The sequence below is a fragment of the Photobacterium marinum genome (assembly GCF_000331515.1).
In the GTDB taxonomy this organism is placed as follows: Bacteria; Pseudomonadota; Gammaproteobacteria; order Enterobacterales; family Vibrionaceae; genus Photobacterium; species Photobacterium marinum.
The window spans coordinates 41301-61481 of the sequence record NZ_AMZO01000006.1 but is presented as its reverse complement, the minus strand read 5'-3'; the positions used below and the strand labels follow the sequence as shown (position 1 = coordinate 61481).

Below are 20181 nucleotides of genomic sequence, written 5' to 3'. Positions count from 1 at the left end.
ATCTTTATGACTTTTACTAGCCACAGCCGTTTGTTTGCCTGGCTGCGGCATTGTTGTCGCCAATAACTCGTGAATGCCCCTAATCATATCAGAAACCGGATTTGTGCAGCAGTTGTCGGAGGTGAAAACTCCGGCAAATGACACGAATTCCCTGCCAATAGCTCCTCAAATAGTTTGCTTGATCTCACAGTTTTGGACTGATCCAAGGATCAAGTATCGACGATCTTGATTCTGATCAATTCTCCATAGCTCAATGATTGTATAACTGCCGATTGTCATACAATCGACAATAACTAATAAAATAATTGAGGCAAGCAATGTTAAAAGCAATCCGTCTCTCAGCATCCGACAACGTCGCGACTCTGCTGGGAGATTTAAATAAAGGTGAAGAGGTAGAAATTATCTCGGCAGAAAACCAGTCTGTCGCGAAGGTAGTGGCACTTCAGAACATTCCGTTTGGTAACAAGATCGCGCTGGGTGAAATCGCAATCGGCGCAGATATTACTAAGGCGGGTTACCCGGTGGGCAAAGCGGTGAAAACCATTCCTCATGGTCAGTTGGTGCATGTGCAGAACGTACGTAGTGCACGGCTGGATATCCCTGAAAACATCATTCAGGAAATCATCAACCAAATGAACATTGAGGAATAAGCATGAAAACGTTTAAAGGTTTTGCCCGTCCGGATGGCAGTGTTGGTATTCGTAACCATGTTCTGATCATGGCTGTGGATGAGTGCGCTGAAGGTATTGCACGTGCCATTGCCGATAAGATCAGCAATGCCGTTGTTGTGACCAACTACAACACCTGTATGTACGGCGGTAATGAAGAAATGATTAACACCATGACCCAGTCTGGCATTAACCCGAACGTGGCGGGTGCGCTGGTACTGGCAATGGGTTGCGGCAGCATCGATCCTGAAATCGTTTCGGCACCGATTCGTGCCACTGGTCGTCCTGCTTACTCCCTGACTTGCGTGAAGCAAAAAGGGACACGTGCGACTATTCAGGAAGGTCTGGAACTGGCGAAACAGCTGGAAGCTTATGCTGCCGGCGTTGAGCGTGTTGATACGCCAGTGTCTGAGCTGATTGTCGGTGTGAAGTGTGGTGGCTCAGATACCAGCTCCGGTATTGCTTCAAACCCGAGTGTCGGTCGTGCGGTTGATATGATGGTCGAAGACGGCATGACGGCGGTTGCCGGTGAGCTGATCGAGCTGATTGGCTGTGAAGATATCCTGCGTGAGCGTGCGGTATCTGAAGAAGTGGCCGACAAAATTGTTCGCCTGATTGAAGAGGAAGAAAAGCGCTGGCATATCGAAGGTGCTGATGTTGAAACCATGAGTATCGGTAACAGCGTAGGTGGTTTGACGACACTGGAAGAAAAATCGCTGGGCGCACTGCACAAAACAGGCACTTGCGCTATTCAGGACGTGTTGCAAATTAACAACAGCGGTCACCTGAAACCAACTAAACCGGGTATGTACCTGTCGGAAGTCACTCATTTGTGTGGCGGTGCCGGTATGCATTTTGCGGCGCTGGGCACTCACATGGTGTTGTGGACTACAGGTGGCGCGGGCTTTAACAACGCCATTGTGCCGGTGATCCGCGTCAGTGGTAACCAGCATCTTATCAATGAAGATATCGATATTGATGCGACAGGCATTATGCGAGCTGAAGAAGGTATCGACAGCGTGGCGAACCGTATTGTCGATAAGGTCAATGCGGTAGCGAATGGTGAACAGACCAACATTGAAGAGATTGGTTATGCCTACTGCAGTCTGTATCAGAAAGATCAGCGTCTGGAACGTCTGCTGTCGATTGAGCCGATTCCGGTTTTCTGCGGTTAATAAACAATAGTGATAAGGGAGTATGTGAGATGACAAGGTCTGAGGCTTCTGGCCTGTTAATGGCGATCTTTTGCGCTATTGTTTGGGGGGCATCGTTCCCGTTCTCGGCGGTACTGGCAGGAAAAATGGATCCTGTCGTGTTTGCGATTGTCCGCTATGGTATGGCGACTGTCGGTTTGTCGGTGTTTTTCCTGTTACAGAAGAAAAAATACTGGCTGGCAGTGAAAGATATGCCGCTGATGGCGCTTGCCGGTGTTGCCGGTCAGGCAGTATTTTTTTACACCTCATTGCTGGCACTGGAATATATTTCTGCGGCAGAAGTGGGTGTTATCAACGGGATGATCCCGATCTTCACTTTGTTGGTCGGTATTCCTATTTACCGTAAGCTACCAACCGGTATCCAGACATTCGCGGTTATTGTGTCTTTTATTGGTGCATTTTGTATCGCGTTCGATCCTAGCAACAAATTCAGTGGAATTAATGTCGGTCACTTCTATATGGTGATTGGTGTGCTGGGCTTCATTGTGATGTGTTTTGCCAACAAGAGCTTTGCCGATCGTTATGACGGATTGTCGACAATGCTGTACCAGTTCTTCTTCGCGACTATTGCGTTGCTGGTGGTGCTGGCCGTTCAGGGACTGGATATGACTGAAGCGGTAGTCATTTTTGATAACGGTTATTACTTGTTCTGTGCGCTGATGCTGGGCTTGGTGTGTTCAGGTATTGCCTACGTGCTTTACTTCTATTCGCTGAAACTGACCGGGGTAGAGCGTGCCAACATGGTACAAAACCTGATCCCGTTGTCGGCCTTTGTACTATCGATTTTCATGCTGGATGAGCAGGTGACGGCGCAGAAAGTACTGGGTATCGTGCTGGTGATCGGCTCTTTGTTCCTGTTTGACATGAAATGGGAAACCATCAAACAGCGCTTTGGTAAAGAAGCTCGGATTTGAGTTATCTCGTCATAAAGGAAATATAGAAAAGCCGCAGGTGTAAGCCTGCGGCTTTTTGTTGTCCCTTAACCATCGCCGATGGCGGTGATGATTGCTTTATTACCACTTTTTTAGTGAAGAACTGTTAGTTCCCCCAGATAGCATTCACTAATTCAGGGTGATCGATAAACGGGTTACGGTTGCCCTGGAATTCAAATACAGCCTGGTTGCGGTCGATTTCTTTCTGGCTCACCGGATCATTCTGGTGCCAGCGTTTGAGCATGTTCAGCATCCATGGTTCGAATACAGTGGAGTTTGTACCATCCAGCACGGCATCTGAATTGGCGCTGTTACCTTCCCACGATGCAATTTCATTTTCATAACGTGTCGCCATGTAGAAGTAGGCACGGGCAAAGTCACCTTTAAACTCATTAATCGGTTCGAAAACCGTACCTGAATAGCCCAGTCCTGCACGGGCCGCGCCCAGTTTAGAACCGTTGCTTGAGGTGTAAGAGGCTGAACCGACTTCACCGAAAGGCCAGTTGCTGCGTTTGGAATTAACGTAACCGTCGGTGGCAAACAGGTGGTGACCGTCTGAGTTCATTGGCTCAACTTTGCCGCCGAACCAACTTTTCGGGAAGGAATGTTCACGGTTGTAGCAGTCGCCTTCGCGCTTGTACTGGCCACACTGATCAGACACTTTGGTGAAGTTTGGCATATCTGTTCCGGATGGTTTTTCGGAATACATATCCAGGATTGAGCCGTCTTTTTCGTAGTAAAGATCAAGGTCGGCCACTTTCGCCAGATCCCAGATTGCACCGTAACCACGGCTGTTGTGGTTGTTGATGATGTTATAAAGCGCCGTTTTCAATGCGAAACCGTTTTTGCCTTCAGCCGCTTTATAGTAGTCACCGACGACAGGTGGTTCTGTTGGCGTGGTTGTGCTTGTATCACCGATGGTGAAGTTGAATGACTGGCTGTCATGGAATTCGCCGCCCGAAGCCAGCGTTTTGCCTTCAGCTTCAAGCTTGAAGGACCCGTTGCCTGAACTGCAGCAGATCCCGTCGCCGTATGAGTCGTTGATTTTGAAGGTGTAATCACCATCAGTCAGACATATCTCTTTCGTGTAGGTGGTCGAGTTATCGAGGTTTTTCCCTTCAAACAAGTTTTCTCCGGCTTTGTTTGTCAGCAGCCAGGTGGTTTCTGATGCGAACTGATCTGTTACCAGCGTCAGTGTTGCCGTGGTGTCTTTGCAACTGACCGGCGGTGGTGTTGTATTGCCGCTGTTTTCTGCCGGGCGGAAGTTATCGACATAAACGACTTCCGAACCGTCAAAGCCGGAGACATCATAGAAACGCAGTCCGACACGGATATCTTTGGTAGAGGTTGCCGTGTAAGTGTGGCTGATTTCCTGCCACTGGTTGGTTTTAGACGGAGCTGAATAAAGCTGGTAACCATCGACATACAAGCGGGCTTTTACATGGCCTTCGGTGTGGAAAAGGGATACGGCGAAATGATAGGTTTTGCCCTGCTCAACACGGATGGTCTGTAAGAAGTCAGTATTGCTTTGTGAGCCGGTGTTAACCGTCACTTCTGCCGCCAGGGAACCGCTTTGTGCCTGAGTGGATGAAGGAGAAACACTGATGCCCGAGTCAATGACACTCCAGCCGTCAGGTTGATTGCCATTCCACAGTTCAAAATCGCCGTTAGCGACCTGAGCCAGTGCACAATTTGAAGTCAGCAGCGCCACTGCACTAAGGGTCATTATTCGATTTAACATATAACCTTCTGTTTATTGATGTAAAAATCAATTAAGGATAGTAATTTATCAGCAGCTGAAAATTATCTTTGCTCACAGTTTTATATTGGCGACATATTGCTTTCATGAATATTTTGAACACTGGTCACATTAATGTGGGAATAAGGTGAGGAGATATGAAGGGGTAGCCTGAGATGAAAGAGAAACTCCCGCCACAAAATCATTGCAGCGGGATGGTTGGGATTAAGACAGACGGAATTTTTCGATCTGCGTTTTCAGGTTATGGGAAAGTGAACTGATTTCCTGACAAGCGACAGAGGTTTGCGATGTGCCTTCAGTCATTTCTGTGGCAGATGAATTGATGGTTTCAACGCTTCGGTTGAGTTCTTCAGATACGGTATTCTGCTGGTTACAGGCCGCAGCAATTTGGGTACTCATTGCGGCAATGTTGTCGATAGATTTTTCAATGTCGACAATCTGCCTGCTGGCTTCAGAGGTCTGTTCTACACAGGTGCTGATACCTTCCTGGCATTGCCGGGTTGCCTCTCCGGTCTGATTCGCTTTGACCTGAAGTTCCTTAACAATATCGACGATTTGTGTTGTCGAATCCTGGGTTCGCTGTGCAAGAGAGCGAACTTCATCGGCGACGACAGCAAAACCGCGACCCTGCTCACCGGCTCGGGCTGCTTCAATCGCGGCGTTCAGAGCAAGCAGATTGGTTTGCTCGGCAATATCACGGATCACATCAACGACAACATTGATGTTGTTGGAGTTCTGCTCAAGCTCGTTGGCAAGTTGGCCAGCAAGTTCAACAGAGCTAGCGACGTTAGAAATAATACTGATGTTGTTTTGCAGTGTCAGGCTACCGCTTTTGGCTTGGTTAAGGGCGAGGTTAGACGACTCAGCTCCGTTTTCGGTGCTTTGGGCGACTTCATTGATTGCAGCCTGCATTTCAGTCATGGCTGATGCAACAGAACTCAATTCTTGCTCTTGTTGCTGCATACCTTGAGCTGTCTGGCTGGAAATAGCGCTGACTTCTTCAACTGCGGTTGTTAATTGCAGTGAAGAGTCATTTATCTCATTCACCAGGGAATATAAGTTTGTCTGCATTTTCGACAAGGCGTCGAGCAAGGTGCCCAGTTCGTCTTTGCTGAGCTCTTCGCGCTGAATTGCCACACTCAGGTTACCGTTGGCAATTTGTTGTGCAAACTCAACCGCACGGTTGAGAGGTCTGCGAAGAACCCTGCCTAGCCCCAATGAGATAGCGATGATAACCAAAACGGTAAGTAATGAGCCAAAACCAATGAAGTAAAAGCTTTGTTGGACTTCTGATACAACTGTGCTTTTGATCTGTCCAATCAGGCTTTGATTAAGTTTGATAACCTCATCCAGGCTGGTGAGAGCCTTACTGTAAGTACTAAAGCTTCCCAGCACAATTTTGTTTGCCTGCTCGGCATCACCACGGGACAGCAATGTATTGTATGTACTGGTTTTATCTATGTATTGCTGCCAAGTTGATTTGAATACTTCAAACTTACTACGTTCTTCCGTCGTCAGATCGAGGGCTTCATATTGTTTGATTTTGGTTTGAACATCTTCACGCCATTGGTCGAGATCTTGTAGCCATTTACCTAAATCCGGATGGTTAGCATTAGGTAAAAGTGAAAATTCATCTTTACGAACCTTGGTAATGTCGACCTGCATCCCTTTGATCAGTTCAAGTGAAGGAATACTCCTTTCTGTAACTATCTGGATTTGTTTGTCCAGAGTAAGAACACTCTGGCTTATTGTTGTGTTTACAGCAATAAATACCAGCAGCACTGATAAAAAGCTGAAGCCAATTTTTTTAGTAACGCTTAAATCCCTGATCCGCATTTCTTCCCTCTTTATCTTCAATCTGTGCACGGATAGCGTGAAAACTAAGCGAAACACTATTGTGTTATTTGTTTATTAGCAAGTGTGCTCTGAGGCGTTATTCGTTATTAGAAAGGGAATTAATGACGGAAGTTAATGACTTACAAAAGTAACGAAATTTATGAATTTTTAATTGAAATGCTATGCCAATAGCTTAACGCATGAATTGTTAGATAATGGTGTCTTGTATTTTTTACTTTTGTCTGTGTTGAAGAGGCTAGCTACTAGTGCGGAGTGAACATGAATGGTGGTCAAAAGTAGGTTGATAGTTGATACAGGCTATATTGTAGATTGGCGTTAAGTAGTCAATAAATAAGAGATTAAAGAAATGAACAAAAACAGAAACACACTGGTGGCACTTTCTGTGCTGGGAGTGTTGGTGCTAACCGGTTGCCAGAATGCTGGGGCGCAATCGACAGCCAGCCAACAAGATGTAACTGCATCCGCACCCGAAACGGTTGCTGCAGAATCTGCTGCGATGAAAATGGACTCAACCAAGGTTGCGCAGATGGTTGATAGTACAATTCTTGCCCCTGAAGGCTTGTCGCTGGCAAAAGACAATATTCGTTATAAGGTTGGCATGGCTGACCTTAACGATAACGGCAGCCAGGAAATTATGGTGGTGATGCAGGACCCGTATTTTTGTGGCAGTGGCGGGTGTACGGCTTATTTATTTGATGAATCCGGTAAGACGATTACCCGTATGACAGTGGTTAAAACGCCTGTGTTACTGGCAGAGTCTTCCCATAACGGTTGGAAGGATTTTGTGGTCTGGAGTAACCGTGCATACCGTGTGATGAAGTTTGACGGTAAGTCTTACCCGTCTAATCCGTCAACGGAACCGACAGTTGAGCGTGACAGTGAGCAGAAGAGTGCGATGGCAAAGGTAATGGCAACAGAGCTTTATCAACAGGATGGTTATGAGTTGATGCCACTGGAGAGTGATATTTTACTGGAGCCGTTCCACCGTTATCACTTTACGTTTAAGCATTACGGTGATCCGGATAACCGCTACGTGGCAACAGTCGATATGAAGAGCGATACCCTGGATGTAGATATGGTACCGCTCAATGAGTGATTTAAGTCGGCTCAAAAACTTATAAATAGTAAGTGAAATCTACTTAGCTAATATCATGTGCTTTGTTATTGCCGTCATAAGGCGGGAAAGTTTTACTCAGGTTGAGCAGTTGCTTAATGCCTTTCGGTGAAACAAAGCTATTGAAGTCCTGCCCCCAGGACTCTGGTATTGCCTGCGGGCCAAAGAAAAAGCAGTTAGCCATTGTCTGATACACCATGGTGTGCGCGAGATATTCGGCCAGTTTATCCTTGATCATGCTTTCAGGCAGTGCCGGTGTTGCCGCTCGTAACTCTGCTAGTTTGGCGATCAGTTTTTCCGGGAAATCGCCGGACAATGGCATTTTATCTGAGTACAGCTCACTTTGTGCGATCAGCTTGTTCCAGAAAAATTTACGGGCAAATTGCATTTTGGCCGATTCTTCTGCACTACCAATACATTTCGCATACTCATTATAAGGTGTGATGTACTTCTTCCCTTGGCTTTTGTAGTACTCCTTAAAGACAAGGTAACCGAATAAATCTGCTGCGGCTTCATCCCAGTCAACGTTGAGGGTTCGGTTATAGTCCTGAAGGCCACAAGAGTCGTGAGACCATAAATGCATCATTTCGTGGATCAGGCACGACAGGATCGAGGCCGGGTCAGGTTTTTCGAATGAGAAAAATGCCGGACTTTCCACTTGCATGTAGACCCCGGTTTTATCTGTTTTGGCACGGGCTTCTGCATACGTTCTTACATCACCCCATGCCCGAGCCTGCGCCGTCCAGCAGTCTGGGCATAGTGTTTTGATTGTTGGGTTATTGCTGATATCAGGCATTTTCTTGCCGTTTAATGCTTCAGCCAGAATTTGTTGTAGCGCTGTCTTAACTTCGAAAACCTTAAATCGCTCAATCCTGTCAGGTAATTCCAGCCCTCTTTGAGAAATGGTCCACGATACTTCAACGTTACAATCTTGATTACTGCATACAGGCATAATACGTCTTCTTGTTGTTGTCCTTGTGGCTTAAGTTTTCTAATGGTGAATTAGAATAATCAGAAATATATTGCTTTGATAATAAGTTAGAAGATAACAGAAATTATCCTTATGCGGCTACAACTAATATTAGATGTGAAGTGGCAAATATATGTTATTTGAAATTGGTGGTTTATATGACTCGAGGTGTCATAAATAAGTATTCAATGACGTGCTTAATTAATTTGCAATCTATATTTGGCAACTTTAATTTATCACAGGCTAATGCTATGTTGGTTCTTTTGATGATTAAGTATATGGGTTTGAACATCCAATACATCTGATTTTATGGTAACGAATAAGTTTTACTTTTCAAAGAGAACGATAATTCAATCAGTTATCATCCTCTATATTGCTAGCTCCGTTATTAGTTTTGTTTACGTATGGGCAAGTCGTGATCTTCATGCCAAATCTGTATTTGGTGATAAAAAAATAACGACAATATATGGAGAGCGAAATGTGTATTATGATGAAGGTATGAAAGCTTATAAGCTATTTGCGACGATTCATAATGACTTTTTTGGAAATTATAATGTCGATATCTCTTTGGTTGACCTAGGTGTAAATAAAACGAGGTATGAGTCAAAATCAATTGTTTTTGTTGATGAAGATTTATTTTTAATGCGAACTCAAAAGTTAAGTAATAAAGGGTTTAGCAATAAGAAGATATTATCTGAAGATCATATGAGAACATATCCAAAACCTGAGTATTACCTTAACGTTTATAGTAATGAAGATTTTATGTGCAATATGACGGTTGAGACAAGTGCCGTACAGTGCTTTGCTTTCGTCAAATAGTTTCTGATTGGGTTGTACACGCCAGTAGTCTCAGGCATTTGAGAACATGACAAAAATGTCATTTTTCAGTCCGGTTCCGGTCATGGTTAGCCTCTTATTATAACTCACATACAGCGAGACAAATGTGAGGACCCCCCCATGAAAACAGTTAAATCATTACTAGTAGCGGCATCTTTAGTTGCATTCAGCGTTCCTTCAATGGCTTCTACATTGGTTGCAGGCAGTAAATACAGTGTTGAAACCAACTCTCGTACTCTAGTCACTCAGGTAAGTGACAGCAAAGAAGGCGCGTATGCTGCCGGTCAGGATATGTTAAATGAACTTCAGCAAAGCAATCCCGTAGAACTTCGCAGTATTCTGAAGGCAAACACATTTCAGCCTAAAGAATTGGCAAGCCTTCAGGTGAAAGACAACAGCTATATTACTGTTGAGGAAAGCATGAATGCAGCCGGTAACATGGAATATCGTGCACTGGTTAATGTTCAGTACCAACACTTGCGTTACGATAACAACTAATTAAGGGTTACCTCCCTTTATTGTATTGTCATGACAGGGAGCATTTTTTGCTCCCTGATTTGGATCTAAGATTCGTAGTAAATCAAGATGGTTAAGCGTAACAATGAAGTTATTACTGATTGAAGATGAACCTAAAACCGGTGAATACCTGAGAAAAGGATTAACAGAAGCGGGCTATGTGGTCGATCTGTCATGTGACGGTGTCGATGGCCTCTATCAGGCGACCAGCAACCAGTATGATCTGATCATTCTTGATGTGATGTTACCTCAGCTCAACGGTTGGCAGGTACTTACTACGCTCAGGGCCAGCGAGATAGAAACACCGATCATTATGCTGACGGCACGAGATCAGGTGGAAGATAGGGTCAAGGGATTGGAGCTGGGTGCTGATGACTATATTGTGAAACCGTTCGCTTTTGTTGAACTGGTTGCCCGGATCCGCAATACCTTACGCAGAAAGAAAGCCTCTCCAGTGCAGGAGTTGGCATTGGATGTGGCAAACCTTCATCTTGATTTACTCAAACGTCGGGTTGCCCGCGAGGGAGATACAATCAACCTGACTGCGAAAGAATTTTCCCTATTGGAGCTATTGATGCGTCGGCAGGGAGAAGTACTGTCCCGTTCTGAAATTGCATCGATTGTCTGGGATATGAATTTTGACAGCGATACTAATGTGATTGATGTTGCCATCAAGCGGCTGAGAGGCAAGGTCGATAAGGGGTATGAACCCAAACTTATCCATACTATCCGCGGGATGGGCTATATGCTCGATGAAAAGATTTAGGTGGGTATTATGTTTAAATCACTTTCATCACGGCTGATCATTTCTTTTTTTACCGTTTCCATTCTTGTTCTTTGCGCCCTCAGTACAGTGACGCTCTACTCCCTCAAACATCATTTTTTCCAGCAGGATAAATACCAGCTCGACCAGAAGTTTCAGACTATCAACACTCTCCAGTTGCAGGATGATTTTATTGCCAAGTACGGAACGCTCTTTGAGCTGGGCGAAACGAAACTGTGGGTAATCAAACACAGAGAGGTGATTTATCAGACCCAGCCTTTAACACTGCCGGATGAATTTGTTCAGTATCACAACCTCGACAGCTTCGAATGGCAAATCGACCAGAACCATTACCGCGCCTTTCGTTATCACGCTGCTGAACCCAGGGTAGATGTTGTGCTGGGGATTAAAACAGATCACCAACGACGTTTTTTAGAAGGGTTCAGCACTGTCCTCATCTGGACAACGCTGCTTGCCAGCATGGTCAGCGGTGTTCTTGGCTGGGTGATCGTAAAACATGGTTTGTGGCCGTTGCGAAAGCTGAAGCATCACATGGAGCAGACTTCAACCGAAAAGCTGAATTTACGGCTTGAACCAAGCCAGTTCCCGGTTGAATTGCAGAATCTGGTCATCGGTTTTAATGACATGCTTTCCCGTCTGGAGAATGACTTTGAGCGCCTGTCTGAGTTTTCATCCGATATCGCTCATGAGTTGCGGACACCGATCAGTAATATGATGACCCAGACTCAGGTGACACTGGCGCATCCACGCACAGTGGAAGAGTATCAGGAGAGTTTGATTTCGACTACGGAAGAGCTTAGCCGCCTGGCGAAAATCATTACCGATATGCTCTATCTGGCAAAGTCCGAACATAACTTACTGGAGATCTCCAAGATTGATCTGGAACTGCATGATTTGCTGGAAGGGCTTGTGGACTATTACGAGCTGGCGGGGGATGAGAAAGAGTTATCTATTGAACTGAAGGGTCATGCGACTGTATACGGCGACAAAGAGATGCTCAAGCGGGCTGTCGGTAACCTGATTTCAAATGCAGTTCGTCACAGTTATGACAATGAAACCATCAAAGTTCAGATAGCCAGTGATGAAGCTTCGACATCGGTTACTGTGATTAATAAAGGTGAGACGATCGACGCAAGTTATCTGCCGCACCTGTTTGAACGCTTTTACCGGGTCGATAAATCCCGTACTCATCGTGCTACTGCAGGAGCCGGCTTGGGGCTTGCTATTGCCCGCTCGATAGCTCGAATTCATCACGGCGATATTTCGGTTAAATCTGCAAATGGTATTACGAGCTTTATCCTGACAATACCTAATCGCACAGCATGAGAAACAAGGTAGGGCGTAAGGAAGAGTGTTGTTGATAATGGGGATGGGAGCGCGAAATCTGTTGTTTTTGCTGCTTCCATGCAGCTTTATTTTCTTCCGCTTCTACACGTCAATGTATCCTCTTATCGAGTAATAGCGACATTAAAAACAAAAACTTAAGCAAGTTGCATAAATAATTATAAATTGTGTTTTAGTCTTAGAAGATAGGCTTCTTCTTTATTGAATTCTGTACCGGTCAGCTTGATAAAGCTATCCAGCACTATAGGAACCTGCCAGATTGCCCGAATGACGGCGGTATACAATGAAGAAGCTTCAGTGAGAGCTTATGTTCTATTTTTATAGATGAAACCTGAAAAGATGAGTTCGGACTCCCACCATTTTTCCACCTAGAAGTTATTGTAACGCGCTTTTTATCAGTAATTACTTTGCCACAAATTTCTCTACAAAATATCTGTGTTCAAAAATCCATCAATGCTTCGTCGATTTACCATAAAGTTACCCACTGTTTTTGTGGATAAACTTATTTTTACTATAGAAAACATTAGCTTAATTATTGCAATGTTATTAATGCGATTTCTTGAATAATTTTGTCGGCGATCAAAATCACGCTTTTTAGCCAGTTGTAGTCGTCAGAATATATGGAAAGGTGAAATCTTACATTTGATTATCTCTAGATTATTAAGTTAATAAACACTTGGTAAAAAGCTGGTTTTAAAATGCTTGTTTTAACTATTTTGATTCCTTTTATTTACATGGGTTTGTTGAATAAAATGCAATTACTCACTTTGCATAATCACAAGTGTTGATATGAAATAAGGCTTTATAAAACAGGTTTTAATTTAAGTTGTTGTTTTATATCGGCGTCTTTAATTTGACACTTGTGTGTGGGTGTCAACTTATTGACCCTGTTTGAGCTGTGTCATTATTTCTGTGGTAAGGCGTAAAGAGTCTTTTGGAATGTTGCCTTTCTTTGCTAATTTGTATTAAAAGTGCAAATTATTATAACTATTCGAGGTTGTGGAGATGGTGAGCTTGGCTCGGGCTTTCAATATCAGGACGACGCTGTCTGTCGTTTTTATTATTCCGACGACGTTGCTTTTGCTTTTTATTGGTATGCAGATAAAAGATGCCAATGAACAGCTAATGCAGGCAGAGTTGTCACAGGAAACAGTAGAGCTGTTTAACCTTTACGATAATGTGGCCCATCAGTTTGCGGTAGAACGAGGGCTGACGGCGGGGGTGATCGCGTCTAAAGGACAAAGTAAGCAGCGTGATGCTTTGATGAAGCAGCGTCAGAAAGCGGATGTGGCTTATCAAAATCTGCTGGCCTTCCAGCCAGAATACTTAGATTCGGCAGAAGTGAATGCGTTGCTGCGTGAAGTGAAATCTCAGCTTGATCGCCGGGATAATATTCGTCGTCAGGTCGACAGCTTGAAATTGGTCGATTCGCCGTTTGCTTATTACTCTAATGTGAATCGTCTTGCATTGGATAACCTTGGCATCGTGATGTCCGGAGTAAGTAGCCTGGAACTGAAGCAGGAGTTACAGGGGCTGCTTTCATTGCTGGTGATTAAAGAGCAGGCGGGGATGGCGCGTGGGGCGCTGAACGGTGTTTTTGCCGGTAAGAAATCCAGCCTTGATCGCTATGCTCAGATCTCTTCCTACATTAACGCTGAACGCTATGCTTTGCGCCAGGCAGAGATGCTGCTTAAAGGTGATCAGTTGAAGCAGCTGAAATCCATCACTCAAAACCCGACATGGCAGAAGGTCATGGATATTCAACAACAGTATCTAGCCCAGAAAGCTAACCTGTCATCAGTTAAAGGCCCTGAAGCTTCTTCCTGGTTCGGTCTGGCGACAGAGCGTATCGGTATGGTGAAAGGGTTACGAGACAGCTTTGCAACCGTGATTCATGATAAGGCGGTTGAGGATCGCGCGGATGCTAATATGCTTCGAATGGCTTACATTGGCGTGACTCTGTTGGTGGTATTGCCACTTATTCTGTTAACCATCCGTATTGTGATTAATCTTCGTCGCCGAGTTGAAACCTTCACCGCTCAGCTTGATCGAATGGCATCCAACAAAGATCTGACGATCCGCTTATCCGATGGTACACAGGATGAGTTCGGTGAAATCGCGACTCATCTGGACGGACTGCTTTTGAGCCTGGGGGATACCCTGAATAAGGCTCTGCAGGTGGCAAGCCGTACTCAGAAAGAAATGGATGCGATGGTCTCTATGGTTTCTCAGGCCAGTCAGGCTAGTGAGATGACCCATACCCGTTGTGACAACATTGCGACAGCTATGACCGAAATGGCTCAGACCAGCGAACAGGTTGCGGGAATTACGACTGATGCCCAGCAGGGTACGGACTCAGTAAAAGCCAATGCTGAGGAGTGTCATAAGCACAGCGAGCAGTCATACGCTTCGACCACAGGGTTGCTGGAGAGTGTGAACCAGACTTACAGCTGTATTGAAACCCTGGAACAGCAGATGGGCAACGTGTCTGAGATCCTTGATACCATCAATGCTATTTCCGAGCAGACTAACCTACTTGCGCTGAACGCCGCGATTGAGGCGGCACGAGCCGGTGAGCAGGGCCGTGGTTTTGCGGTGGTTGCTGATGAGGTTAGAACTCTAGCCCAGCGTAGTAAGCAGTCGACTGAAGATATTCGCCAATTGCTGGATGGTATCGGGCAGAATGCAAAAGAGTCGTTCAATAACATGCAACAGAGCCGTGAAGCCAGCTATGAGACACAAGAAATGGTATCTGAAACCAAGTCGCTGGTTGAAAGGTTGATCATGACTGTGAACGAAATCGCCCAGTTTAACGCCAGCATTGCTACTGCTTCGAATGAGCAGTCACAAACGGCGAAAAGCGTTGATACTGATGTCGATGAACTACTTGAGATGGCAAACAATACCAAACAGACCATTTTCGATATTCAAAATGAAGTCGAGCAGGTGAAACTGCGCATGACAGAGTTGGTCGATGAGGTTAATACCTTCACTATTAACGACTCCTCTGCCGGGAAAATTTCATTTAAGTAATTCCTGCTGAATAAAGTTAGAAAAACAAAACCCCGAGCTGGAAGGCGCGGGGTTTTATTTTTGAGAGTCTGTTTGCTTGGCTGCTAATGACGGTTCTGCCACCACTGGCTTGCCTGTTCAAGTGCGGTGTGCTGGTCTGGACATATTTTCATCATTTTGAGAGCAAGGGCCATGGTTGAGATCACGGCATGGCTGCCATAGTTATTTTCGATTTCACCTTCCCAGACTTTTCGAAGATATTCTCCGCTGATCTCACCATGTTTACCGGATGCACCTTCGAGGAAGGTTGGCCACTCTTCATAAAAGACATGACCATCAGAGACTCCGGCAACACGACAGGCTGTACGCGGGCTGCGCTCGCTTTCTCCGCCTTCGCCCTTGAAAGCGATCATGTTACGGTCACCGACCAGTGCAGCCGCTTCGGCATGGAGTTGTTCATAACCCTGATGAAAAATGCCGTGGATAGAGTAGGGTGCATCAGTCGGGTTTAGTGCGCGTGCGACGGTGTTCAGAGGTGTGCGAAGGCCGACCTGGCTACGAAGAGCCAATAGATCAACCAGAGGTTCACAGTAGGCAGAAAGCGGGATATAGCAGATATCATCATGAGCCAGAATTGCTTTGGCTTGCTCCGGAGAGTCGGCCTGTTGGATCCCCAGATCAGGGCAGGCAGATTCAATCTGAAATTTGATCGCATCAACAGCTGCATGGCCATGAAGCATCACCCTGATACCGTTTTTAGCTAACACCTTAGCTGCGAGTAACAGCCATGGCGGCTGGCGACGTTTTCCTGCAAAACAAGGCCAGTCGAGATCGACCGCCAGATCCTGCCATTCCACATCAACCCGTTTTCGCAGGGCCTGAATATAACCGGCAGCTTCTTCCGGTGTTTCGCATCGTACTCGTTGTAGCATGAGTAAAACAGCAAGCTGGAGCAGTTCGGCTCTACCGTTGAGGTACATGTCCAGTGCCTCACGGGCTTCCTGTTGGGTGAGTGGTCGGCGGCCTTTTTCTCCCCGGCCGACGTGTTTAATAAATTCTGAAAAGGCTGGCATTTCAATCCCTGATTTTTTAGTTATTTAAGTCTATTAAGTATACCCAAAATGAAATTTAAGCAATCAGGCAGTAAGCAGCAGATCTTCTACACTGATAAAACTGTTTTTTGCAAAGAGACAAGCCAAAGGTGAGATGATGAAAGGAAAATTATTGCTGGTTGCTGTTTCAATGCTGATGTCGTTTGCCACACAAGCGGTGGAAGGGAGGACGGTAAATTATCGTGTGGATGGTCAGGAGTTTGAAGGGTACTACATTTCCCCGGATGCCAAAGCACCGCTGATGCTGATGATTCATGACTGGGATGGTTTGACCGATTATGAAATCAAACGGGCTCAGATGCTGGCAGAAGAAGGTTATGCGGTGTTTGTGGCGGATATGTTCGGTGCCGGAGTCAGGCCAACCAAAGTTGAAGACAAACGTCAGCATACCGGTGAATTATATAAAGACCGGCAGAAGATGCGTGCTTTATTAAACGGCGCATTGCAAATGGCAGATTCTTTGGGTGCCAACACCGAGCTAACAGTGGCTATGGGATATTGCTTCGGTGGTGCAGCTGTATTGGAAATGGCGCGATCCGGTGCCGAAATGAAAGGATTTGTCACTTTTCATGGCGGCTTGAAAACTCCACAGGGTCAGGATTACTCCAAAACTAAATCCAGTCTATTGATCCTGCACGGCGCTGCGGATCAGGCAATTTCGATGGAAGATTTTGTGGCTTTGTCGCGTGAACTGGAAAAGGCATCGGTTGAAAACGAAATGATTGTCTACAGCGGTGCGCCTCATGCCTTCACAGTTTACGGCTCTGACAGTTACCGCCAAGTTGCTGATTACAAATCCTGGCAACGTTTTCTGAGTTACCTTAAAGCGGTAAATCCGTCCTAAAAATGCATTTTGAGGCTTTGAAACGGTCAATTTGAAGCCTCATAAATTTTGCTCATATCATTATAAATCTTCGTATTTCTATTTGAATTCTTTGTCGTTGTTATTCATGCTAATTTTTTCAAACGATTTTTAAGTCTATGGAGTGGAAATATGCTGTGTGTCTCAACGCCTGATATTGCGGGTCGTGAAATCAAGGAAGTGCTGGGTGTTGTTACCGGGAATGTGGTTCAGTCCAAACATGTAGGCCGAGACATTATGGCGGGATTGAAAACGATTTTCGGTGGTGAGATCAGGGGGTACACCGAGATGCTGACAGAGGCCCGCCAGAAGGCAACAGGTCGGGCAATAGCCGAGGCTGAAGCCATGGGCGCAGATGCGATAGTTAATGTGCGCTTTACAACGAGCGCGATCATGCAAGGTGCCTCCGAAATTTTGGTTTACGGCACGGCTGTAAAATTAGGTTAATTGCTGCGAATCAAGGTGCATCAGAAATGATATCTACCAAACAGGCAGTTATAGCGAAAATGAGTACAAATCAAAGCCTCCGCTAATCGGGGGCTTTGTTTTAGTATCTATCTGTTTATTATCTGCCAACGGTTTTGGAAATTGCCTAAGTAAGATTTGCCCCAAAATCACTTTACGTAATTACTTAGTGGTAGAACGCGCCAGCCGATTTGTCTTATTTTTGGTTATGCTTTCTTATCCAAGTGTGATGCTCAAAATCTCTCAAAAGTCGGCTAAATAGAAGTTCCTTACCAGTTAAAGTCGATCTGAATAGTCATGCGCTACTTGAACGATTGTGCTGAGGTGCTTTCGTCTCATAATATCTTGCGTTGCATTCTCATTCAGAGATCTCTCGCTGAGATTCAGGAAGCTGATTCATGGATTAGGCTTAAGGAAAACCGTTAAAACGGCAACCAATACAATAGCTATGAGGTGTGCGGTATGAGTGTAGACAGAGTTGCTGTGTCCACCAAATTGGCTTACGGTGTTGGGCAAGCTGCCGAGGCTATAAAAAACAACACCTTCGAACTGTTTCTGTTCTTCTATTACAACCAGGTTTTGGGGTTGTCTGGAACCCTCGCGGGTCTGGCTATGTTTATCGCCCTCTGCGTGGACGGTATCACAGACCCCATCATAGGTTCACTCTCGGACGGCTGGCAATCTCGCTGGGGCCGGCGGCACCCTTTGATGTACCTATCTGCCATTCCACTGGCGTTAAGCTTTTTTTTCCTTTTTGCGCCACCAGATGAACTGGAACAGGCCGAACTCTTTGTCTGGCTCACTCTGTTTGCCGTGCTGGTGCGCTTCTTCATGACTCTTTATCAGGTGCCCCATCTGGCCCTGGGCGCGGAACTCTCCGATGACTATGAGGAGCGTACATCGCTTGTCGGTTATCGTACCGCGTTTGGGCTGATAGGCGGTGCTGCGCTGGTGATCATCGGCTTCAGTGTGTTTTTTAAAGCAACACCGGACTTTCCCAGTGGTCAGCTCAATCCTGATGTTTATCCTGACTTTGCGCTATTTTTTGCCCTGCTCATGTGGGGAAGTATCTGGTGGTCAGCAGTGGGGACCCATAAGACGATTCCATTTCTGCCCAAACCAGCTCCAGGACTTCCCCCTTTTCGTGTTGTTCGTGTTATTAAAGAACTGCAATCGGTATTGAGCAACAGGGCTTTTCTCATTCTTTTCCTGAGCATGCTGGTATTTTTTATGATGCGCGGGGTGCAGGCTACCCTGGGCCTGCATGCTACAACCTTTTTCTGGGCATTAAACCCACAACAGATTCAAATGGTGACGCTAGCCATTGTTGTCGGCCTGTTAGCTGGCATTCCCTTATCCAAGCCCCTTAGCCACCATTTTGATAAGAAGTGGATTTTTATCGTTGGGTCGTTCTGGTCTTTGCTGTTCCATGTAGCCCCCATTATGTTGCGTTTATGGGACTGGCTGCCGGAAAACGGTGATCCAGCATTGATCATTATCCTAGTGATTGCATCGCTGTTCGGTGGTATGGGTGCTGTACAGTCTTTGATCGCCGCAGGCTCAATGATTGCCGACATCAGTGATGAACATGAACTGACCACTGGACAGCGCCAGGAAGGCATGTTCTTTGGTGGTATGGCCTTTGCTGGTAAGGCGGCATCAGGGCTGGGGCACTCATTCGCCGGGATCGGTATTGATCTTATCAACTTCCCAACGGAGTCTGTTCCGGGTGAGGTTGCCAATGACGTGTTACAACACCTAGCATGGATATACGGTCCTGGCGTCGGCTTGATTGGCTTGTTGGCCGTCACTATCTTTTTTAGATACCCCCTGACTCGGGCACATATCGAGCGGGTTCAGATAGAACTTAGAACCCGACGCGATGCGACCATTTCCGGGCTTTCTCCGGACCTGGATTAATGTGCCTTTATTGTTATGACGATCTTCTTACCGGCATAAAATCAAAAGTATAGATGGGGATATCCTGAGTCTTCTGGGTGCCGGTTTGGGCGAAATGAAACATCGCCGCTGCGCGTCGGCTGTGCGACTGGTTATCTACCGAACGGTGCATCAGGAAACTGTGAAATATCAGTAGGTCACCCGGCTGCATCAGAATTGGAACTGCATCAGTAAAGTCATAATCAACGATCTCAACATAGCCGTAGTTCGCCAGTGGGCGCTGATCCGGTACATGCGCGTGGATAGGCTCGCGGTGGGAACCAGGTTGCACCAGCAAGCAGCCGTTTTCAAGGGTGGCTTCACTGACTGCCAGCCAAACACCCACCTGCGGCTGGTGGTCAAGGGGCATATAGTAGGAGTCTTGGTGCCAGGGCTGGCCCCAAGCTCCGGCATTTTTGAAAATGAACTGGCTTTGGAAGCAGTCAATCTCCGGACCAATAAGTTGTTCCAGCACATCAAGCACTTCAGGCTGTTCTACAAATCCCTTAAAAGGCTCTCGGCGGTGCAGGTTGAATACCTTTGATATGTTGTCTTCTGGATTTTTAGCGAAGGGGTTAGGCTTACTTTCCGGGATAATAATTGAACCGTCGGCCACATATACAGTTGAGTCATCCGGTGCCTTAACCGTTTGGACTTTTGAGCTGTCAGATCTATTTTCCCTGACAAAAGCGACGATATAATCCAGCATAGCCTGACACCGGTGTGGATCTACAAACTCACGAAGCAGAATATAGCCGTTGCGTTCCCACGCCTCCTGATAATTCATTTCCACCATC

Annotated in this window: 17 protein-coding genes; 12 read left to right on the top strand and 5 right to left on the bottom strand. The window is 45.9% G+C overall.

From position 1 onward, the window contains the following. Positions 1 to 317 precede the first annotated feature (317 nt). Genes C942_RS04925 through C942_RS04915 form a run of 3 tightly spaced genes read left to right on the top strand, consistent with a single transcriptional unit; the run spans position 318 to position 2796 of the window. Complete coding sequence (locus tag C942_RS04925) at positions 318 to 650, top strand: UxaA family hydrolase (protein ID WP_007463146.1); 333 nt, start codon at positions 318 to 320, stop codon at positions 648 to 650. Between the two features lie 2 nt (positions 651 to 652). Beyond that, positions 653 to 1843, top strand: a complete 1191-nt coding sequence (locus C942_RS04920; RefSeq protein WP_007463144.1) for a UxaA family hydrolase — start codon at positions 653 to 655, stop codon at positions 1841 to 1843. Positions 1844 to 1872: 29 nt separating this feature from the next. Then, positions 1873 to 2796, top strand: coding sequence for a DMT family transporter (locus C942_RS04915; protein ID WP_007463142.1), 924 nt, complete (start codon positions 1873 to 1875; stop codon positions 2794 to 2796). Between the two features lie 124 nt (positions 2797 to 2920). On the opposite strand, the gene C942_RS04910 is transcribed toward C942_RS04915, so the two are convergent. Together C942_RS04910 and C942_RS04905 are read right to left on the bottom strand one after the other, a co-directional pair. Further along, positions 2921 to 4555: an endonuclease gene (locus C942_RS04910; RefSeq protein ID WP_007463140.1), complete on the bottom strand. Its 1635-nt coding sequence runs from the start codon at positions 4553 to 4555 to the stop codon at positions 2921 to 2923. A gap of 222 nt (positions 4556 to 4777) precedes the next feature. Next, positions 4778 to 6409, bottom strand: a complete 1632-nt coding sequence (locus tag C942_RS04905; RefSeq protein ID WP_007463138.1) for a methyl-accepting chemotaxis protein — start codon at positions 6407 to 6409, stop codon at positions 4778 to 4780. A 367-nt stretch (positions 6410 to 6776) separates the two neighbouring features. On the opposite strand from C942_RS04905, the gene C942_RS04900 reads away from it, so the two are divergent. After that, positions 6777 to 7526, top strand: coding sequence for a hypothetical protein (locus tag C942_RS04900; RefSeq protein ID WP_007463136.1), 750 nt, complete (start codon positions 6777 to 6779; stop codon positions 7524 to 7526). Between the two features lie 43 nt (positions 7527 to 7569). On the opposite strand, the gene C942_RS04895 is transcribed toward C942_RS04900, so the two are convergent. After that, positions 7570 to 8496, bottom strand: coding sequence for a hypothetical protein (locus tag C942_RS04895; protein ID WP_007463134.1), 927 nt, complete (start codon positions 8494 to 8496; stop codon positions 7570 to 7572). A gap of 327 nt (positions 8497 to 8823) precedes the next feature. On the opposite strand from C942_RS04895, the gene C942_RS04890 reads away from it, so the two are divergent. From C942_RS04890 to C942_RS04870, 5 genes are all read left to right on the top strand, one after another. After that, positions 8824 to 9333 carry a hypothetical protein gene (locus C942_RS04890; protein ID WP_036798826.1) on the top strand — a complete coding sequence of 170 codons (510 nt, stop codon included), beginning with the start codon at positions 8824 to 8826 and terminating at the stop codon, positions 9331 to 9333. Between the two features lie 138 nt (positions 9334 to 9471). Further along, on the top strand, positions 9472 to 9849 hold the full coding sequence (locus tag C942_RS04885) for a DUF3316 domain-containing protein (protein WP_007463132.1): 378 nt from the start codon (positions 9472 to 9474) through the stop codon (positions 9847 to 9849). 103 nt (positions 9850 to 9952) lie between these two features. Further along, the gene (locus C942_RS04880) at positions 9953 to 10633 is read left to right on the top strand and encodes a heavy metal response regulator transcription factor (protein WP_007463130.1); all 681 of its coding nucleotides are present in this window, start codon (positions 9953 to 9955) and stop codon (positions 10631 to 10633) included. Positions 10634 to 10642: 9 nt separating this feature from the next. Next, the gene (locus C942_RS04875; RefSeq protein ID WP_007463129.1) at positions 10643 to 11977 is read left to right on the top strand and encodes a heavy metal sensor histidine kinase; all 1335 of its coding nucleotides are present in this window, start codon (positions 10643 to 10645) and stop codon (positions 11975 to 11977) included. 1023 nt (positions 11978 to 13000) lie between these two features. After that, on the top strand, positions 13001 to 15028 hold the full coding sequence (locus C942_RS04870) for a methyl-accepting chemotaxis protein (protein WP_051035726.1): 2028 nt from the start codon (positions 13001 to 13003) through the stop codon (positions 15026 to 15028). An 83-nt stretch (positions 15029 to 15111) separates the two neighbouring features. On the opposite strand, the gene C942_RS04865 is transcribed toward C942_RS04870, so the two are convergent. Continuing rightward, on the bottom strand, positions 15112 to 16080 hold the full coding sequence (locus C942_RS04865) for a glycosyl transferase family protein (protein ID WP_007463122.1): 969 nt from the start codon (positions 16078 to 16080) through the stop codon (positions 15112 to 15114). 136 nt (positions 16081 to 16216) lie between these two features. On the opposite strand from C942_RS04865, the gene C942_RS04860 reads away from it, so the two are divergent. The 3 genes from C942_RS04860 (at position 16217) to C942_RS04850 (ending at position 19366) form a co-directional block, all read left to right on the top strand. Further along, complete coding sequence (locus C942_RS04860; protein ID WP_007463120.1) at positions 16217 to 16963, top strand: dienelactone hydrolase family protein; 747 nt, start codon at positions 16217 to 16219, stop codon at positions 16961 to 16963. Between the two features lie 150 nt (positions 16964 to 17113). Further along, on the top strand, positions 17114 to 17428 hold the full coding sequence (locus C942_RS04855) for a heavy metal-binding domain-containing protein (RefSeq protein ID WP_007463118.1): 315 nt from the start codon (positions 17114 to 17116) through the stop codon (positions 17426 to 17428). A 480-nt stretch (positions 17429 to 17908) separates the two neighbouring features. Continuing rightward, positions 17909 to 19366: an MFS transporter gene (locus tag C942_RS04850; protein ID WP_007463116.1), complete on the top strand. Its 1458-nt coding sequence runs from the start codon at positions 17909 to 17911 to the stop codon at positions 19364 to 19366. Between the two features lie 13 nt (positions 19367 to 19379). On the opposite strand, the gene C942_RS04845 is transcribed toward C942_RS04850, so the two are convergent. Then, a complete protein-coding gene (locus C942_RS04845; RefSeq protein ID WP_007463114.1) occupies positions 19380 to 20180 on the bottom strand; it encodes a phytanoyl-CoA dioxygenase family protein in 801 nt (266 codons plus the stop codon). Between the last annotated feature and the right edge of the window lies 1 nt (position 20181).

Coding starts and splice junctions, on each gene's coding strand:
- C942_RS04895 (WP_007463134.1), bottom strand. CDS start 8,496: ATGCCTGTATGCAGTAATCAAGATTGTAACGTTGAAGTATCGTGGACC.
- C942_RS04915 (WP_007463142.1), top strand. CDS start 1,873: ATGACAAGGTCTGAGGCTTCTGGCCTGTTAATGGCGATCTTTTGCGCT.
- C942_RS04860 (WP_007463120.1), top strand. CDS start 16,217: ATGAAAGGAAAATTATTGCTGGTTGCTGTTTCAATGCTGATGTCGTTT.
- C942_RS04910 (WP_007463140.1), bottom strand. CDS start 4,555: ATGTTAAATCGAATAATGACCCTTAGTGCAGTGGCGCTGCTGACTTCA.
- C942_RS04875 (WP_007463129.1), top strand. CDS start 10,643: ATGTTTAAATCACTTTCATCACGGCTGATCATTTCTTTTTTTACCGTT.
- C942_RS04900 (WP_007463136.1), top strand. CDS start 6,777: ATGAACAAAAACAGAAACACACTGGTGGCACTTTCTGTGCTGGGAGTG.
- C942_RS04870 (WP_051035726.1), top strand. CDS start 13,001: ATGGTGAGCTTGGCTCGGGCTTTCAATATCAGGACGACGCTGTCTGTC.
- C942_RS04880 (WP_007463130.1), top strand. CDS start 9,953: ATGAAGTTATTACTGATTGAAGATGAACCTAAAACCGGTGAATACCTG.
- C942_RS04925 (WP_007463146.1), top strand. CDS start 318: ATGTTAAAAGCAATCCGTCTCTCAGCATCCGACAACGTCGCGACTCTG.
- C942_RS04905 (WP_007463138.1), bottom strand. CDS start 6,409: ATGCGGATCAGGGATTTAAGCGTTACTAAAAAAATTGGCTTCAGCTTT.
- C942_RS04845 (WP_007463114.1), bottom strand. CDS start 20,180: ATGGTGGAAATGAATTATCAGGAGGCGTGGGAACGCAACGGCTATATT.
- C942_RS04850 (WP_007463116.1), top strand. CDS start 17,909: ATGAGTGTAGACAGAGTTGCTGTGTCCACCAAATTGGCTTACGGTGTT.
- C942_RS04885 (WP_007463132.1), top strand. CDS start 9,472: ATGAAAACAGTTAAATCATTACTAGTAGCGGCATCTTTAGTTGCATTC.
- C942_RS04865 (WP_007463122.1), bottom strand. CDS start 16,080: ATGCCAGCCTTTTCAGAATTTATTAAACACGTCGGCCGGGGAGAAAAA.
- C942_RS04890 (WP_036798826.1), top strand. CDS start 8,824: ATGGTAACGAATAAGTTTTACTTTTCAAAGAGAACGATAATTCAATCA.
- C942_RS04855 (WP_007463118.1), top strand. CDS start 17,114: ATGCTGTGTGTCTCAACGCCTGATATTGCGGGTCGTGAAATCAAGGAA.
- C942_RS04920 (WP_007463144.1), top strand. CDS start 653: ATGAAAACGTTTAAAGGTTTTGCCCGTCCGGATGGCAGTGTTGGTATT.